At 64.8% G+C, this 15,759-nt stretch carries 9 protein-coding genes and 1 tRNA gene; 7 read left to right on the top strand and 3 right to left on the bottom strand.

Annotated features, from left to right (window positions below; translation table 11 throughout):
• Positions 1–62: 62 nt before the first annotated feature.
• Positions 63–356, bottom strand: coding sequence for a glutaredoxin family protein (locus QUD34_RS00935; protein ID WP_286354709.1), 294 nt, complete (start codon positions 354–356; stop codon positions 63–65).
• Between the two features lie 55 nt (positions 357–411).
• Between QUD34_RS00935 and QUD34_RS00930 the strand changes: the two genes are divergently transcribed.
• Positions 412–1,023: a SurA N-terminal domain-containing protein gene (locus QUD34_RS00930; RefSeq protein ID WP_286354708.1), complete on the top strand. Its 612-nt coding sequence runs from the start codon at positions 412–414 to the stop codon at positions 1,021–1,023.
• A gap of 63 nt (positions 1,024–1,086) precedes the next feature.
• On the opposite strand, the gene QUD34_RS00925 is transcribed toward QUD34_RS00930, so the two are convergent.
• The gene (locus QUD34_RS00925; RefSeq protein WP_286354707.1) at positions 1,087–1,680 is read right to left on the bottom strand and encodes a hypothetical protein; all 594 of its coding nucleotides are present in this window, start codon (positions 1,678–1,680) and stop codon (positions 1,087–1,089) included.
• A 330-nt stretch (positions 1,681–2,010) separates the two neighbouring features.
• On the opposite strand from QUD34_RS00925, the gene QUD34_RS00920 reads away from it, so the two are divergent.
• A complete protein-coding gene (locus tag QUD34_RS00920; RefSeq protein ID WP_286354706.1) occupies positions 2,011–3,312 on the top strand; it encodes a S8 family peptidase in 1,302 nt (433 codons plus the stop codon).
• A 207-nt stretch (positions 3,313–3,519) separates the two neighbouring features.
• Here the strand turns inward: QUD34_RS00920 and QUD34_RS00915 are convergent.
• Positions 3,520–3,595 (bottom strand) — tRNA-Phe (locus tag QUD34_RS00915).
• Positions 3,596–3,700: 105 nt separating this feature from the next.
• Between QUD34_RS00915 and QUD34_RS00910 the strand changes: the two genes are divergently transcribed.
• The 5 genes from QUD34_RS00910 to QUD34_RS00890 all read left to right on the top strand — a co-directional run bounded on the left by QUD34_RS00910 (position 3,701) and on the right by QUD34_RS00890 (position 15,420).
• Complete coding sequence (locus QUD34_RS00910; RefSeq protein WP_286354705.1) at positions 3,701–4,381, top strand: hypothetical protein; 681 nt, start codon at positions 3,701–3,703, stop codon at positions 4,379–4,381.
• A 25-nt stretch (positions 4,382–4,406) separates the two neighbouring features.
• On the top strand, positions 4,407–5,711 hold the full coding sequence (locus QUD34_RS00905; RefSeq protein ID WP_286354704.1) for a thymidine phosphorylase: 1,305 nt from the start codon (positions 4,407–4,409) through the stop codon (positions 5,709–5,711).
• A 247-nt stretch (positions 5,712–5,958) separates the two neighbouring features.
• On the top strand, positions 5,959–8,847 hold the full coding sequence (locus QUD34_RS00900; RefSeq protein ID WP_286354703.1) for a TonB-dependent receptor: 2,889 nt from the start codon (positions 5,959–5,961) through the stop codon (positions 8,845–8,847).
• A 408-nt stretch (positions 8,848–9,255) separates the two neighbouring features.
• Positions 9,256–12,141 (top strand): TonB-dependent receptor, encoded by a 2,886-nt coding sequence (locus QUD34_RS00895; RefSeq protein ID WP_286354702.1) that lies wholly within the window; start codon positions 9,256–9,258, stop codon positions 12,139–12,141.
• 279 nt (positions 12,142–12,420) lie between these two features.
• A complete protein-coding gene (locus QUD34_RS00890; RefSeq protein ID WP_286354701.1) occupies positions 12,421–15,420 on the top strand; it encodes a TonB-dependent receptor in 3,000 nt (999 codons plus the stop codon).
• Positions 15,421–15,759: the final 339 nt, after the last annotated feature.

Genomic DNA, 15,759 nt, shown 5'->3' with positions numbered 1-15,759 from the left:
CAGTGGGCTGGCCCGAGCGGGGCCCCGCACCGGTGAGCATCAAGCGCGTGTCCAGGGCGGCGTCAGCTCCGGGCCGCCAGCAACTCCTCCACAAGCAGGTCCCCGTCCAGCCGCTGGGGCAGCTCCTTGTGGTAGCCCCGGACCCAGCGCTTCCCGTCCACCAGCACGAACGGGATGGCCCGCTTGCCCGTCTCGGCCTCCAGCTTCTCGGCCGCCCCGGGCTCGGTCTCGATGTCCACCTTGTGATGGGCCACCCCGTGCTCGGCCAGCCAGGCCTCCAGGCGGCGGCAATCCGGGCACCAGGTTGCCCCGTAGACGGCCAGATCCAGGGCTTCCAGGTCTTCGATTCGGCTCATGGGATCCTCCCGGACCTGTCATTCTGGATCCTTTGATGCTCTTCGGGGAGATTCCATGTCCAAGCTGACCCATCATGCCGCCCTCTTCGCCGGGTCGGCTTTCGCCTTGTCGCTGGCCTTGTCCGTGGGTTGCGGCAAGGGCAAGGCCGACACCAGCCGCGTCATCGCCAATGTCGGCGGCGAGAAGATCACCGAGGCGGAATTCCAGGATGTGGTGAAGACCTTGTCGCCCGATGCCAAGGATGCCCAGACCTTCCTGACCGATCCCGCCGCCCGGGACGAGCGCGCCCAGCTGGCCAGCCGCATCGCCATGTCCAGGGCCATCGCCGTCTACGCCAAGCAGACCGGCCTGGACCAGGATCCTGCCGTGAAGCGCCAGATGGAGCAGCAGCAGGCCAACATCTACTTCCAGGCCCTGATGCAGAAGCGCATGACCAAGGTCGAGCCCACCGACGATCAGCTCCTGGCCTTCTACAAGGAGCGGGTGGCCCTCCTCCAGGCCTCGGGCCGCGCCCAGGGCGTCCCCCCCTTCGAGACCGTGAAGGCCCAGCTGCCGGAGCTCTGGAAGCAGCAGCGCGCCCAGTCCATGAGCCAGGAAGTCCAGAAGGAGATCAAGGCCAAGGTGCCCGTCACCCTGGCCGATGAATACCGGCCCGCGGGGGAGTAGGAATCTCCTCCCCACGCAACGAGGCCCCCAGTCGGGGGCCTCGTTGCGTGGGGAGCGACCGGTTCAGGGCTTCTCGAGCATGTCCACGAAACCCAGGAGGTCCTTCAGGGCCTTCTTGGCCCCGGCCGCCTGGTGCTTCTGCTGGTTGGCCTGGAACCGCTTCAGCGCCTCCTGAATGCCCGCCACGACCAGGGGATGCTGGCCCTTGTCCTGGTCGATCAGGGGCTTGAAGGCCTCGGCCACCCGGGGCAGCTGGTTCCACTGCCCCGCATCCACGCCGCACCACGCCAGCATGGTCGCCCGATCCGCCGTCAGCAGGTCCTGCTGGCGCGACTTCCCCTGGAAGCGGCTCAGCGTGGACGAGATGCCCAGAGCGCCCACCGCCTGCTCCCGGGGCTTCATCGTCTGCATGGCCTTCAGCTGCCGGTCGATGAAGATGAGCTCGGGCTCGGGCATCGCCTTGCGCAGTTCGGGCCGGGCCTTGTCCCATCCGGCCTTCGCCTTGGCCACCAGCCCGCGCATGGTGCCCGGCTTGCCGTCGATCAGGGCCTCCGGAATGGCTTCCAGCAGATCCTGCACATGCTCCAGAGCCTGCGGGGCGACAGGGGGCAGGGCCTGGGCCATCAAGGCGGGCGGGGCGATCAACAGCAAGGGCATCGAGGACTCCGAAACGGGAACCCCCAGCTTAATCGCCCCAAGAATCCCCGTGGGGCACGGGCCCGCGCGGATGGACCGTGGACTCGCTTCGCCCGGATGACCGGCACGGCCCGTGATCGGAATCCCGGAGGCAGCGCGGCGCCGGCATCGGGTGAGAGACCGAAGCCCATTGAGGCCAAATCCACACCATATAGGCAACTTAAAAGTCATGAATTGACATCAGAAAAAACAATCATTACGATTGGTCCGCCTTTTACTTTTGCAAGTTCTTGTTTCCATCCACCCAACCACGCGGTCGGCTCGCCGACGGCTCGATGAAGGAGATCGGTGATGAACAAGTTCTCGATGGCGCTGCTCGGCGTCCTTGCCCTGTCGGGCGACGCTGCCTTCGCGGCGGGTCCGCTGCACAACTATCTGATCCTGGCCAAGGGCCGGGGGCCCGGGAGCGCCGACCTGGACGACCTGATGGCCCGTGCGGGCGCCACGGTCACCGGGCGGATCCACGACATCGGCGTGGTGCTGGCAGCCTCCGATAACCCGGACTTCCTGGCCATCGTCAGCGCCGATCATCGGGTGCAGCAGGCCGCCGAGGACATCGAGGTGCAGTGGATCAACAACGAGAAGGCCATCGAAGCCTCCGCATCCGACCTCCAGGCGCTTGGCGTCAACTCCGAGCCCTATGGGGGGTACCAATGGAACATTCGGCAGATCAAGGCCGACGAGGCGGCGCTCAACGGAGACCGGGGTCATGGGGTCAAGCGGGCTCGGGTGGCGGTGCTCGATTCCGGGATCTGGAAGGATCATCCAGACATCAGCCCCAATCTGAACTGGAGCCTCAGTGCCTCCTTCGTTCCCGGTGAGGGCGTGGTGCCGAAGCTGGCGGGCTTCAACCACGGCACCCATGTGGCCGGCATCATCGCCGCCCCCATCAACAACCGCGGCATCCAGGGCGTAGCACCGGAGGCCGAGATCGTGGCCGTGAAGGTGCTTGGGGAATCCGGAAGCGGATCGTTCTCGTGGTTGATCCAAGGGCTCATGTACGCCTCGGGTCCCCTCGTTCAGGCCGATGTCATCAACATGAGCCTGGGTACCGCCTTCGATCGCATCAACGCCGGCGGCGGTGGGGCCGGCCCGCTGATCGCCGCCCTCAACCGGGCCATCAACCACGCCACCGCCGCAGGCACCCTGTGCGTCAGCGCCGCGGGCAATGACGGGGTCGATCTCAACAGCCGCCTTTGGTCCATTCCGGCGCAGTCGGGCCACGGCATGGCGATCGCCGCCACCGGGCCGAACGGATTGGCCGACTTCGACCGGCCAGCCTCCTACACGAACTTCGGCCAATCCGTGGTGAGCGTGGCCGCCCCCGGGGGCGACTATGTCAACGCCTCGAGCTATCCCCTCGACATGGTGATCAGCCCGGGAAGCGCCACCGGCTACTTTTTCGCCGCCGGAACCTCCATGGCTGCCCCGCATGTCTCCGGTGTGGCGGCCCTGATCGTCGGCAAATACGGAAAGCTATCACCGGCCGAGCTGAAGCGCAGAATCGAGCAGAGCGCCGAGGATATCCTCGCGCCGGGTGCCGATCCCTATTCGAGACGAGGTCGCGTGAACGCCCTGGCCGCCGTGCGTTGAATCGGAGCGAGGACCCACCCTCATCGCAGAGCCGGCTAAGCCGGCTCTGCGCTTTCCCGAGCGCCGCAGGCTCAGGGCCAGCAGTTCTTCGACGCGGCGAACCCTGAAACCATGACGGAAAGCGGGATCAGGTGGGAACCGCTCCGGTCCTCCCGGCTTGGCCGAACATGGAAGCGCCCTGAACCGTTGAAGGATCAGGGCGTTGTGTGGTGCCTGGAGACGGAATCGAACCGCCGACACATGGATTTTCAATCCATTGCTCTACCAACTGAGCTACCCAGGCAGGAAGGTCCAGGATACCAGCCAGGCGCGCATTTTCAAGTGCGGGGAGGGAGGGGATTGGTGCATCCTCTATGGTTCGAGTACTGCTCGGAAGAAGAGGTTCACCATGGCCCGTGTCACCAAAGACCGCGAGATCCAGGTCCAGAAGCCTGCGCAGAGCCTGGCCCACTTCCAGACCAAGCTGGGCCAGGGCGAAAAGGAAGACGGCGGCCTGCTCAAGCCCATCCTCATCGGCGTCGTTTCGGTGATCGCCCTCGGCCTGGTCTACGGCGCCTGGAGCGCCTACCGGACCCAGGCCGCCGAGAAGCACGAGGCCGCCTTGTCCGCGCTCCAGATGGAAGTCGAGGGGGATGGCATCACGCCCCTGCCCCCTGCCGAGGTGGAGAAGCGCATGCGCGAGCGCCTCGGCCGCCTGGAGACCCTGGTGGCGGAAGCCCCCTCCTCCCGCAAGGCCGCTTCGGCGGGCCTGCTGGCCACCTGGCGCCTGGCCCTGGACGGCAAGGCACCGGCGCCGGTCGCCGCCGACGATGCCTGGACGCACATCCGCCTGGCCCAGCGGGCCATCGCCCTGGGCCAGGCTCCCGCCGCCCGCCTCCAGCTCGACCCCCTGCGCGCCAAAGCCCAGCCCGGCGAGCCCTGGGCCGAGGCGTTCTGGTCCAGCCAGCTGGAAACGGATCGTCTCGCCGGGGACCGCGCCCAGGCCCTGAAGGACCTGACGGAATACAAGGCCCGCTTCAAGGGCCGCGGGGATGCGGACGCCATGGAGCGCCTGGTCCAGAGCATCTGACGCGAATCACCAGAGGGGGCATCCCATGCGGATGTACGACCTGATCTACACCAAGAAGCTGGGCGGAGCCCTGTCGCAGGAGCAGATCGCCTTCTGGGTGAAGGGCGCGGCCGACGGCAGCATCGCCGACGAACAGAGCGCCTCCCTCCTCATGGCCATCTGCTGGCGCGGAATGACCACCGAGGAGACCCTGGCCCTCACCCTGGCCATGCGCGATTCCGGCATCCGGATGGACCTGTCCGCCGTGCCGGGCATCAAGGTGGATAAGCACAGCACCGGTGGCGTCGGCGACAAGACCACCCTGATCCTCGGCCCCATCGTGGCCGCCTGCGGCGTGCCCTGCCCCATGTTCAGCGGGCGCGGACTGGGCCACACCGGCGGCACCATCGACAAGTTCGCCGCCATTCCCGGCCTCAAGGTCGAGCTCACCGATGCGGAGTTCATCCGGAGCCTGCGGGAGACCCGCTTCGCCAACTCGGCGCCCACCGGCGACATCGCCCCCGCGGACAAGAAGCTCTACGCACTGCGGGATGTGACGGCCACGGTCGAGAGCATCCCCCTCATCACCGCCAGCATCATGTCCAAGAAGCTGGCGGGTGGCGCCGATGCGCTGGTGCTCGATGTGAAGTGCGGGGCCACCGCCTTCATGAAGACGCTCGACGATGCCCGCACCCTGGCCCAGAGCATGGTGGATGTCGGCACGGCCCACGGCATGCAGATCCGCGCCCTCATCACCCGCATGGACGCGCCCCTGGGCTGGGCCATCGGCAACGCCCTCGAAGTCATGGAGTCCGTGGAGATCCTCCGCGGCGGGCACGCCGAGTCCGAGCTGGCCCAGATGAGCTTCCGCCTGGCCGCCGAGATGCTGATCATGGGCGGCGCCGCCCGGACCCTGCCCGAGGCCCAGGCCAAGGTCCAGGCCAGCCTCCAGGATGGTTCCGCCCTGGAGACCCTGCGGCGGTTCGTGGCCCTCAACGGGGGCGACGCGACGGCCCTGGACGACTTCAGCCGCCTGCCCCAGCCCGGCCAGACCGTTGAGGTCCGGGCCGACCGGGACGGGTACATCTCGGCCATCGACGGACGGGCCCTCGGGCTCCTCGCCATGGATCTCGGCGCCGGCCGGAAGGACCGCCACGATGTCCTCGACCTCGGGGTCGGCATCCGGGTCCAGGTCGCCGTTGGACAGAAGGTAGCCAAGGGCGATCCCCTGTTCCAGGTCCTCGCCAAAGCAAATCAGTCCATAAAGCCGGAATTATACCTGTCCACCCTTGTATGGGCGCAGGATGCACCCGCTTCCTCCCCCTGGCTCCTGGACACCATCGGCTGCTGAGCCCGCCTGCATCAGGGCAGGGGCTTATGCGCCGCCCGGACGGATGGTTCCCAACTTTTTCAGGGAATCGGGAATTGGCACCCCGGTTCTGGTAAGGTTACCTTCCAGTTCCCTTCGATCTTGATCCATGAATTCAGCCCAGCCTCAGATGCCAAGCGCATCTGGAGGGCTGCATTAGCCCAACACCAGGCTGGAAATTTGTTTTTTTCGGGATCTCCCCTTCAATCCCGACCTTTTGGAGGATGCGATGCATCTGCTCAACAACCGCCTGGGCCGCATGACGGCCCTCATCGCCTTGGGTGGCGCGGCCTTGTACTCACAGGGCACCCAGACCGCCAACATCACCGGCACGGTGGTGGATGCCGCGGGCGCCCCCCTCGCCGGCGTCGTCGTGCGCCTCACCTCCCCCGCCCTGCAGGGCGTGCGCAGCTACACGACGGATGCCTCGGGCAAGTTCATCGCCCGCCTCCTGCCTCCGGGCTTCTACACCATCCAGTACACCAAGGAAGGCCTGGAGACCCGCAAGATCACCGAACAGCTGGGCATCGACCAGACCTTCAGCCCCAAGGTCACCCTCAGCAAGGCGGGCGGCGCCGTGGTGGAAGTGGTCGCGGCCGCTCCCGCCGTCGACAAGACCGACATCAAGACCGCCAGCAACTACCGTGCTGACGCCATCGACCTGCTGCCCAACGGCCGCACGATGGAAGGCGTGGCCCTCCTCACCCCCGGCGTCACCGTCGGCGTGGGCGGCCGCGTGCAGATCCGCGGCGCCATGACCTCCGGCAACCTCTACCTGCTGGACGGCCAGAACATCGAGGACAATGTCTACAACAACCGCGGCGTCCGCACCATCGACGACTCCATCGAGGAGACCCAGGTCGTCACCGGTGCCATGTCCGCCGAGTACGGCGATGTGGATGGCGGCGTCATCAACTCCATCACCCGCTCGGGCAGCAACGAGTTCTCCGGCTCCCTCCGCTGGGAGCTGAGCAACGCCTCCTGGAACGCCACGGCCCCCCTGCAGAGCCGCACGGCCATCAACAATGTGCTGAACGAGACGAAGACCCTGTTCGTGAGCGGTCCCATCCTCAAGGACAAGCTCTGGTTCGCGGCCTCCTTCTTCAAGACCGACTCCTCCACTTCGGGCGCCATCTCCTACAACCAGACGGATGTCAACAACCTCTGGCCCGTGGGCACCAACCTGAACGGCCCCGAAGGCCTGAACGCCGGCTACACCGCCAACACCAAGGAAATCCGTCGCCAGGCCAAGCTGACCTGGGCCGTGAATCAGGATCACACGGTCATCGCCTCCTTCATGAACGCGGCCATCAACGACATCAACCGCAACTACTCCGCCGCGGAGCTCCGCGCCCTGGTGCCCCAGCTCAGCACCTCCGAGTTCCTGAATGTGTCCTGGCGCTCGGCCTGGACCGGGAACTTCACCTCTGAAGTGCGCATGGGCAACAAGAAGCAGAACCTCTCCGCCGGCGGCTCCGCCAACGGCCAGAGCCCCTTCTACACCTACGGCATAGGCGGCTATAGCAACAACGGCATCTTCAACAACACGGATGGCGGCGACCAGCGCGACAACCAGACCCTGAACATCAAGGCCAGCCTGTTCTGGAATGCCGCCGGCAGCCACCAGACCGACTTCGGCATCGACTACTACCAGGGCAAGCGCCAAGCCAAGAACGAGCAGTCCCCCACCGGCTACACCGTCGGCGTCCGGGGCCTCAACCTGAACACCCGCCAGGCCTTCGGCACCGACATCTGGGAATGGCGGAGCGGCAGCGGCTCGGCCAAGAACGAATCCGACGGCATCTATGTCAACGACCGGTGGAGCCTCGACCAGCACTGGAACTTCCAGCTGGGCGTGCGCTGGGACCGCTACAACGCCAAGGATGAGAGCGGCAGCTCCACCGCCGGCGCCAGCGGCTTCTCGCCCCGCCTGGGCGTGAAATACGACCTCAACGGCGACAGCAAGCACATCTTCGGCGCCAGCTTCGCCCGCTACAACGCCAAGGTGCTGGAAGGCATCACCACGCGGGTGACCAGCCAGGGCAACCCCACCGAGATCGACCATGCCTACATCGGTGCGCCCGGCCCCCAGTCCCTGACCTACCTGCAGGACCTCTCCCACTACGACTTCACCGCCGCGGGCATCACCTACTACAACGACCCCAAGCTGAATGTCCGGCTGGGCGCCAACATGAAGGCGCCCACGGTGGACGAGGCCCAGGTCAGCTACGCCTACTCCTTCAACTACGGCTCCAACGGCGACGGCTATGTGCGGATCACCGGCGTCACCAAGAACTGGAAGAACCTCATCGACTACAGCGTCGGCAACAACGGCACCGTGACGAATCCCCTCGGCGCGGTGATCTATGTCCGCACCTGGGACAACCACTCCGACACGGTCCGCAAGTACAAGGGCCTGGAAATCGAGGGCAACTACAACATCAACCAGTGGAGCATCGTGGGCAGCACCACCTGGAGCTCCCTCAAGGGCAACTACGAGGGTGAAGGCACCAGCAGCCCCGGCGCCGGAGCGGGCCTGAACTCCTTCAATGTCCAGAACGGCGTCGCGCTCTACGACAACAAGTGGACGACCCCTGAAGGCTACCTCTCCACCCATGTGCCCATCCGCATGCGCTGGACCGCCAGCCGCGTCTTCAACAACGACTTCGGCAAGACCTCGGTCGGCCTGGTCTACCGCTTCGATTCCGGCGCCCACTACAGCAACACCCGCTCCATCACCCCCGCCCGCCTCGCCGGCCCGACCATCTCGAGCCAGTTCGGCACCTCGGCTACCCAGTACATGGACCAGACGCGCGGCGCCGGCGTCTTCCCCACCCAGACCTACCTGGATCTGGCCATCACCCACGACTTCCCCCTCTTCAAGGTGGGAGGCAAGGCTGTGACCGCCTTCGGAAAGGTCGTCATCGGCAATGTGTTCAACCACCAGCAGCTCGCCAGCTGGAACACGAGCTGGAACGCGGCCACGGGCACCTTCAACACCCCGACCGGGGGTCTGAACTCCCCCTGGGTCCGGAACGCCGCCTTCGGGACCTCTCCCGCCTACACCTACTACGGCACCCCCCGCACCATCACTGCCTCTGCCGGCTTCCGCTTCTAAGCGACCCGGTACCCACGCCAAGACGAGGCCCGCAAGGGCCTCGTCTTGCGTTTGTGGCCAGGCGGCCCGGTCGGGCTTCGCCACCCCCTCCGATGCGATCCATTCCCGCCGGTCCTGGCGTAGACTGGCTTTCCCGCAACCCTCGCAAGCCGATGTTGCCCAAAACAACCATCCGCGAATGCTACATCTGAGGGGATAGTTCCCGGAATTTTCGGCCACCCGAGAATTTCCCCGCCTGTTCTGCTAATGTTACGCGACTGTCCCATTCGATCTTTTCCAGCTTGAATCCAAAAACTGCCACCCACTCCCACCCCTGGTCGTGGCTTCGCCTACATCCTTTGATATAGGCACCGCTTTTTTTACCTCGGGGCCTCCCGCATTCGGGCCCCCGACTTTCTGGAGGATGCTATGCATCTCTTGAACAACCGCCTGGGCCGTCTGACGGCCCTCATCGCCCTGGGCGGGGCAGCGCTGTATTCGCAGGGCACCCAGACCGCCAATGTCACGGGCTCGGTGCAGGACGCCGCTGGCGCCCCCATTGCCGGCGCCACCGTCCGCCTGACCTCCCCTGCCCTGCAGGGCGTCCGCACCTACAGCACGGATGCCTCGGGCAAGTTCATCGCCCGCCTGCTGCCTCCCGGTTTCTACACCATCGATGTGACCAAGGAGGGCATGGACGCCCGCAAGATCACCCAGCAGCTCGGCATCGACCAGACCTTCAGCCCCAAGATCACCCTCGCCAAGAGCGGTGGCGCCGTGGTTGAAGTGATCGCGGCCGCTCCTGCCGTCGACAAGACCGATGTCAAGACCGCCACCAACTTCCGCAACGACACCGTCGATCTGCTCCCCAACGCCCGCACGATGGAAGGCGTCGCCCTCCTCACCCCCGGCGTCACCTCCGGCGTGGGCGGTCGCGTGCAGATCCGCGGCGCCATGACCTCTGGCAACCTCTACCTGCTGGACGGCCAGAATGTGGCCGACAACGCCTACAACAACCGCGGCGTCCGCACCATCGATGACGCCATCGAGGAGACCCAGGTCGTCACCGGCGCCATGTCCGCCGAGTACGGCGATGTGGAAGGCGGCGTCATCAACTCGATCACCCGCTCCGGCAGCAACGAGTTCAGCGGCTCCCTGCGCTGGGAACTCGGCAACCCCTCCTGGAATGCCACCCAGCCCTACCAGAACCGTTCCGCCCTGAACAATGTTCTCAATGAAGAGAAGACCATCTTCCTGAGCGGCCCCATCCTCAAGGACAAGCTCTGGTTCGCGGCCTCCTTCTTCAAGACCGACCGTTCGACGGCCGGAACCATTTCCGCGAACATCACGGACGCCTTCGGCGTCGGCGGCACCGCCAACAACCCGGCCGTTGGCCTCGGCGCGGGCTATGTCACCCAGACCAAGGAAATCCGCCGCCAGGCCAAGCTGACCTGGTCCGTGAACCAGGACCACACGGTCATCGCCTCCTTCATGAACGCCCGCATCGACGACACCAACCGGAACTACTCCGCTGGTGAGCTGCTCTCCCTGGTGCCGCAGGTCAGCACCTCCGAGTTCGCGAATGTCGCCTGGCGCGCGGCCTGGAGCAGCAACTTCACCACCGATACCCGCATCGGCCGCAAGAAGCAGAATCTCTCCGCCGGCGGCTCCGCCAATGGCCAGAGCCCCTTCTACCTCGTGGACAACGGCTTCTTCTACAACAACGGCATCTTCAACAACACAGACGGCGGCGATCAGCGCGACAACAAGACGCTGAACTTCAAGGCCAGCCTGTTCTGGAATGCCGCCGGCAGCCACCAGACCGACTTCGGCGTCGACTACTACGAGGGCACCCGCACGGCCAAGAATGAGCAGACCCCCACGGGCTACATCATCGAAGTCATCGGCATGAACCTCGTCAACCGCACCGCCTGGGGCTCCGCCATCTGGGCCTACCAGAGCGGCTCCGGCTCGGCCAAGAACGACTCCTACGGCCTCTATGTGAACGACAAGTGGAGCCTCGACCAGCACTGGAACTTCCAGCTGGGCCTGCGCTTCGACAAGTACGAAGCCAAGAACGAGGGCGGCTCCAAGACCGCCGGCGCCAATGGCCTCTCGCCCCGCCTGGGCACCAAGTACGACATCTTCGGCGACAGCAAGCACATCGTGGGCGCCAGCTTCGCCCGCTACAACGCCAAGGTGCTCGAGGGCATCACCAACTCCGTGACCAGCCAGGGCAACCCGACTGAGATCGACTACGCCTACATTGGCCCCGCCGGCGCGCAGAGCTTCGCGAGCCTCCAGAACCTCGCCAACTACGACATGACCGCGTCCGGCATCGTCTACTACAACGATCCCAAGCTGAATGTCCGTCTCAGCGACAAGCTCAAGGCCCCCACGGTCGATGAGATCCAGCTGAACTACGCCTACAGCTTCAACTTCGCCGGCATCGGCGACGGCTATGTGAAGGTCACCGCGGTCTCCAAGAAGTGGAAGAACCTCATCGACTACAGCATCGGCAACCAGGGCACCGTGAACGATCCCACGGGCACGCCCGTCTACATTAATGTCTGGGACAACAACCCGGATGCCGAGCGCAAGTACAAGGGCCTGGAAATCGAAGGCAACTTCAACCGCAACCAGTGGAACTTCGGTGGCAATGTCACCTGGAGCGAGCTGAAGGGCAACTACGAGGGTGAAGGCACCAGCACCCCCGCTCGCGGTGAAGGCATCAACCGCTTCAATGTGCAGGACAATGTGACCCTCTACAACAACCAGGACACGGCCCCCTACGGCTACCTGACGGGCCACAACCCCCTCCGCATGCGCCTGACCGGCAACCGCACCAGCAACAACCAGTGGGGCAAGACCTCCGTGGGTCTCGTCTACCGCTTCGATTCCGGCGCCCACTACAGCAACACGCGCAGCATCACCCGCGCGCGCCTGGGCGGCCCCACCATCTCCTCGCAGTTCGGCACCACGGGCACCCAGTACATGGATCAGACCCGCGGCGCGGGCGTCTACAACGCCCAGGCCTACCTGGATCTGGCCGTCACCCACGACTTCCCGCTCTTCAAGGTGGCCGGCAAGGATGTGACCGCCTTCGGGAAGATCGTCATCGGCAATGTGTTCAACCACCAGCAGCAGGTTCTCTTCGGCACCGCCTACGCGGCCGCCACGGGCACCTACGGCACCCCCACCGGTGGCGTGAACTCCCCCTGGGTGCGTTCCAGCACCTTCGGTACGGACCTGAAGTCGGCCTCCACCTATGGCACGGCCCGCACCATCACTGCCTCCGCCGGTTTCCGCTTCTAAGCGCCCCGGTACTAAGAAAAGAGGCCCGAAAGGGCCTCTTTTCTTATGTACGCCCATCCCATGAAGCCTCAACTTTCGAGGCATCTTGTTCATGACTAGGATGAAATTGTTTGTAAACTCCGGGGAACCTGCCCTATTCTTTCGACACTTCCCCGTTCTTTGCCTGGCCATCTCATTTCCCGACGCGTCGCTACAGCAGGTTTGCTGTGGCGACATTTGTATTTCGGTCTTCCATCCCGTTCTGCGCGGCCTTGCCGCCTTATTTCCAAAGGAGTCTCTATGAATCGAGTCCTCAGTCGGCTCGGCTTTACCGCCGCCGCCATCGTCGCGGGAGGCGGCATCGTCGCGCATGCGCAGACGGCCACCACCGGCGCGGTGTCAGGCATTGTCACCGACAAGGGCGGCGCACCTCTGTCCGGCGCCACGGTACGCCTGAGCTCCTCTCAGACCTCCCGCACCTACATCACCGGCACGGACGGCAGCTTCCGCATGGGCCTCCTGAACCCCGGCGCCTGGACTGTCGAAGTCACCAAGGGCGGCTTCCAGAAGATCACCCAGAACATCTCCGTCCTGGTGAACCAGACCCAGCCCGTGACCTTCAAGATGGCGGGCGAGGCGGCCACCGTGGTCGAGGTGCTCGGCACCACGACGACCGTGGACACCACCACCACCCAGACCGGCCTCACCACCTCCATGGACACCCTGTCCGCGATCCCCAAGGGCCGCGACATGAGCTCCATCGCCTTCCTGGCCCCCGGCGTGGTGGCGGGCGGGTTCGCCGGCCGCAATGACCCGTCCATCGGTGGCGGTTCCGGCGCGGAGAACGCCTACATCGTGGATGGTCTGTCCACCACGAACTCCAGCCGCGGTTTCCAGGGCACCCAGCTCGTCACGGACTTCATCGACCAGGTGGAAATCCAGACCGGTGGCTTCAAGCCCGAGTTCAGCGCCCTGGGCGGCGTGTTCAACGCCGTGACCAAGTCCGGCACCAACGAAATCAAGGGCTCCACCTGGCTGACCTGGGACGCCATCGGCATCCAGGCCGTCGCCAAGAAGAGCCAGTACGCCAAGCCCGTCACCCAGAATGTGAACAGCCGCTACGATGTCGGCGCCGAAATCGGCGGCCCCATCCTCAAGGACAAGCTGTTCTTCTTCGCCGGTGTGGACGCCAATATCACCGAGTCCCCCAGTGGCGATCCGAACAACACCGGACAGCGGGACGGCGACCGGAAGATCAACGCCCTCCAGGCCCTGGCCAAGATCAACTGGTACATCACCCAGGACCACCAGCTGACCTTCGCGGCCAACATCAACGACACCAAGGACGACTACCCCGTGCGGCGGCCCGTCAACGGCGACGGAAACACGGGCTACACCGACAAGAACACCGTCCAGAACTTCGTCATCAACTATGACTGGACCATCTCCCCGGCCCTGTTCTTCAGCGCCAAGCTCGGTTCCACCGAGTTCAAGGACGACTACGCCCCCGCGGACTCGACCCACATCGCGGTGACGGACAACATGTACTTCCAGCCCGGCGGCCCCGGCGGCGCCACGCGCCCCGACCTCGCAGGCCAGGCCTTCCGCTCCGGCGGCGGGGGCTACAACCCCACCCTCGACAAGGTGGCCACCACCCAGTTCCGGGCCGACCTGAGCTGGTTCCTGGGCACCCACAACATGAAGTTCGGCGTGTCGCAGGTGGAATCCAAGTACACCGAGGTCGCCTCCACCTCCGGCGGCGAGCGCGTCACCATCCGCGCCACCGCGGCTGGGGCCTTCAACGGCGTGGACCGCCAGTTCCTCAGCACCAACGCCACCGTGAAGGCCATCTTCACCGCCTTCTACGCCCAGGACACCTGGGATGTGGGCAACGGCCTCAAGCTGATGTATGGCGCCCGCTACGAGATCCAGGACCAGCGCGACCTGCACGACAAGAGCTTCATGAAGTTCAGCAACTTCAATGACCAGCTCCAGCCCCGCCTGGGCTTCACCTACGATGTGAACCAGGACGGCAAGACGAAGGTCTCCGGCAGCTACGCCCGGTACTTCGAATCCATCCCCCAGCGCATGGCCATCCGCGTCTATGCGAACGAGGTCTACCTCCGCTACCGCTACAGCACCGCCCGGTCCACCTACAACCCGGCCACCGGCGCCTACGCGATCACCAATCCGACGCCCAGCAGCATCACGGACTTCGCCACGCCCTTCAGCTTCGATCCCATCGCGGAGAACATCAAGCTGCCCCAGCGCAACGAGTACACCCTGGGCCTCGACCACACCTTCGCCAGCGGCTGGACCGCAGGCGTCCACGCCAAGTACCGCGAGCTGAAGAACCCCATGGAAGACATGGTGTTCACCGACAACGCGGGCAATCCCTACGATGAGGGCCCGACCCTCTCCTACTCCGGTGGCGTGCCCACCGGCGGCGCCGGCGCGGCGGTCATCGGCAACCCCGGTGCCTTCCAGCAGTGGCGCCCCAACCCGGCCAGCATGACCCTCTACCTCCTGGGTCTGGGTGCCGCCAACCCCAATGGCTACGGCATCAACAACTACGGCATCAACATGCTGCAGTACTACAACCCCGCCACCGGGCTCTTCACCGTGCAGAACACCGGCTTCACCAAGGCCGGCAACAAGTACGCCAGCGTGGACTTCACCCTGGACAAGAAGACCGATCGCGATGTCTTCAGCTTCAGCTACACCTGGAGCCGTCTGGAAGGCAACTACGAGGGCGTGGTGTCCAGCTCCAACGGTCAGGCGGACGGCAACATCACCGCCTCCTTCGACTACTACCCCTATGTGGGCTACGGCCTGCTGCCCAACGACCGCACCCATGTGGTCAAGCTCTTCGCCAGCCACCGCTTCGACTTCTTCGGCGGCGATCTGAATGTGGGCGCCAACTGGACCTACCAGAGCGGCACCCCCGTCAGCCTCTTCGATGACGGCTCCACGAGCGAAGGCAACGCTCCCGGCAGCGGCAGCTCCCTGGACATCGGCGGCTACGGCAACGCGGTGCCCGCCCACGGCCAGCTGGGCCAGTATGGCCGCACGCCCGCCCTCAACAATGTGGATCTGCACCTCGACTGGACCTACAAGATCGGCAAGAAGTACAAGCTGATCCCCAGCGTGGACATGTTCAACGCGTTCAACACCCGCTACGCCACCGGGGTGTTCGAGCAGGCCACCGACCAGAGCGGAACCGCCGCGGTCAACTACGGCCAGGCCAACAACTGGCAGATCGGCCGTCGCTACCGGTTCGGCCTGAAGTTCCAGTTCTAACCGGAACGCAGGTTGCGAAAGAAACGGGCCCGCAAGGGCCCGTTTCTTTTGCCTGGAGTCGAGCGAGCCTTGTGAATCGGGAAGATCCGTTAACGGCGCTCGAAAAAATAATGAACAGGGCTCATCCCAGAGCCTGGCCCGTATCGGGAGGCCCGATCCTCCGAGTGCCGTGAGGCCCAGGGTAGTAGGGATAGATCGCCCTGGTGGGGGGACAAAAGGTGATCCTAGCGTCTGTTCATACACGATCTATCAATCATCAATTTTTTTACTTAGTGTCTCTCAATTTCCTTGTGCTTCTTATGGATCTGGTTGATTCGCGTATTTATATCGCGAGGTGAT

Source organism: Geothrix oryzae, assembly GCF_030295385.1.
GTDB classification, from domain to species: domain Bacteria; phylum Acidobacteriota; class Holophagae; order Holophagales; family Holophagaceae; genus Geothrix; species Geothrix oryzae.
Note: the sequence above shows the minus strand (reverse complement) of the source record. Positions and strands in the feature narration are given on the sequence as shown.

Excerpts from the sequence above, each read along its gene's own strand:
- QUD34_RS00935 (WP_286354709.1), bottom strand. The coding sequence starts at position 356 with ATGAGCCGAATCGAAGACCTGGAAGCCCTGGATCTGGCCGTCTACGGG.
- QUD34_RS00930 (WP_286354708.1), top strand. The coding sequence starts at position 412 with ATGTCCAAGCTGACCCATCATGCCGCCCTCTTCGCCGGGTCGGCTTTC.
- QUD34_RS00925 (WP_286354707.1), bottom strand. The coding sequence starts at position 1,680 with ATGCCCTTGCTGTTGATCGCCCCGCCCGCCTTGATGGCCCAGGCCCTG.
- QUD34_RS00920 (WP_286354706.1), top strand. The coding sequence starts at position 2,011 with ATGAACAAGTTCTCGATGGCGCTGCTCGGCGTCCTTGCCCTGTCGGGC.
- QUD34_RS00910 (WP_286354705.1), top strand. The coding sequence starts at position 3,701 with ATGGCCCGTGTCACCAAAGACCGCGAGATCCAGGTCCAGAAGCCTGCG.
- QUD34_RS00905 (WP_286354704.1), top strand. The coding sequence starts at position 4,407 with ATGCGGATGTACGACCTGATCTACACCAAGAAGCTGGGCGGAGCCCTG.
- QUD34_RS00900 (WP_286354703.1), top strand. The coding sequence starts at position 5,959 with ATGCATCTGCTCAACAACCGCCTGGGCCGCATGACGGCCCTCATCGCC.
- QUD34_RS00895 (WP_286354702.1), top strand. The coding sequence starts at position 9,256 with ATGCATCTCTTGAACAACCGCCTGGGCCGTCTGACGGCCCTCATCGCC.
- QUD34_RS00890 (WP_286354701.1), top strand. The coding sequence starts at position 12,421 with ATGAATCGAGTCCTCAGTCGGCTCGGCTTTACCGCCGCCGCCATCGTC.